Annotated in this window: 2 protein-coding genes; both read left to right on the top strand. The window is 76.9% G+C overall.

Going from position 1 to position 1,838, the window contains the following annotated elements:
* A partial coding sequence (locus ACV4UX_RS19130) for a carboxyvinyltransferase (protein ID WP_491594867.1) occupies nt 1-337 on the top strand: 337 nt, incomplete at its 5' end.
* A 180-nt stretch (nt 338-517) separates the two neighbouring features.
* A partial coding sequence (locus ACV4UX_RS19125; protein ID WP_491594866.1) for a ComEC/Rec2 family competence protein occupies nt 518-1,838 on the top strand: 1,321 nt, incomplete at its 3' end.

Genomic DNA, 1,838 nt, shown 5'->3' with positions numbered 1-1,838 from the left:
GGCCCAGGTGATGGCCCTCATGTGCGTGGCCTCGGGCGCGGGAACCATCCGCGAGACCATCTTCGAGAACCGCTTCATGCACGTGCAGGAGCTGGTGCGCCTGGGCGCGCGCATCAAGGTGAGCGCCCAGAGCGCCTTCGTGCGCGGCGTGCCCAGGCTCACGGGAGCGCCCGTCATGGCCTCGGACCTGCGCGCCAGCGCCTCCCTGGTGCTGGCGGGCCTGGCCGCCCACGGCACCACCGAGGTGGCGCGCATCTACCACCTGGACCGGGGCTACGAAGCCATGGAAGTGAAGCTCCAGGGCCTGGGCGCGCGCGTGCGCCGGGCCAAGGAATAGGCCCGCCGGGCTCCATGCCTCCCGCCCCGGGAACCGCGCGCGGACCCGTGGAGGCCCCCGTGCGCGAGGGCTTTGCTGTCCCGCACGGCATGGCGGCAGGGGCCGAGCCTTGGACCTCCGCGCGCAGGGGCCTTGCCGGTCCGCGCGGACCGGCGCAAAGGAGCGCGCCCGGGGCGTTCCGTGCGTGACGCCCCGGCCCCGGCGCGCCGCGCCGTCCCGGGGCTCCTTCCCTGGCAGGGGCTCCTGCTGGCCTGCCTCTGCGGGGCCTGGGCCGTGCAGGACCCGGCCTCCGGAGCGCTGGCGCTCCTGGCGGCGGCGGCCTGCTTCCGCCTCGCCGGGCGCTCGCTTCCCGGTGCGGGCCTCATGCTCCTGGCCGCCCTGGCGGGCCTGGCCTACGCCTGGCTGCGCCTGCCCGCCGTTCCCGACCTTCCCGACTGGATCGACCGGCGGCCCCACGGCGCGCTCCTGGCCCGCGTGGAGGCCGTCACCGACCGCCCGGGCAACCGCCTGGAAATCCTCCTGGACCGGGCCTCCTTCCGCTTCGACCCCGCGCGCCCCCTCCCGCCGGGCGTGCGGAGCGCGCCGGGTTCGCAGACCGCTCCGGGCGCGGCGGCCGGGCCGACCCAGGCGGGCGAATCCCTGCCCGGCCGCGTGGTCTGGACCTGGCAGGACCCCGCCTTCCGGCCCGTGCCGGGCAGCCTGGTGCGCCTCGCCGCGCGGCCCCACGCCGTGGACGGCTTCGACAACCCCGGCGTGCAGGACTGGGCCTGGCGCTGGCGCGTGCGCGGCGTGTTCCTGCGCGTGTTCACCCAGGGCGGCAAGGCCGTTGAGCTGGTCCGGCAGGCCGAAGCCTCGGCCCTGGAGGCTTGGCGCGGGCGGCTGCGCGAGGCCATCCTGCGGGGCGCGGGGGGCGATTCGGCCGGGGGCATGGTGCTGGGGCTCGTCACGGGCGACCGCTCCGGCGTGGACCCGTCCGATCTTGACCGCGTGCGTCGCGCCTCCCTGGCCCACCTGCTGGCCGTCTCGGGCATGAACCTGGCGGCCGTGGCGGCCATGGGCTGGGCTCTGGCCTGGCTGGCGGGGGCGGCCTGGCCGGGGCTTCTCTTGCGCGTTCCCCGGCCCCGGCTGGCGGTGCTGCTGGGCGCGCCGCTGGTGGCGGGGTACCTCTGGCTGGGCCGCTTCGAGCCGTCGCTGGTGCGCGCGGCGCTCATGTTCGGCGCGTGGGGCTGGCTTCTGCTGCTGGGGCGCACGGGGGTGCTGCTGGACGGGCTGTTCTTCGCCCTGGCGGTCATGTTCGCGCTCGATCCGCTCTGCGTGTTCGACGTGGGGCTCCAGCTCTCGGCGGCGGCCGTGGCGGGGCTGGTGCTTCTGGTCCCCCTGGCGCTGCCCCTGGCGGACGCGCTGCGGGGCAGGGGGGCCTGGCGTCTGGCGGCCCTGGTGCTGCCGGGCTGGATCGCCGTGACGCTGGCGGCGCAACTGGCCGTGCTGCCCATCCAGGCTT

It is taken from the genome of Fundidesulfovibrio sp. (genome assembly GCF_058402725.1).
This window is presented reverse-complemented; position numbering and strand designations above follow the sequence as displayed.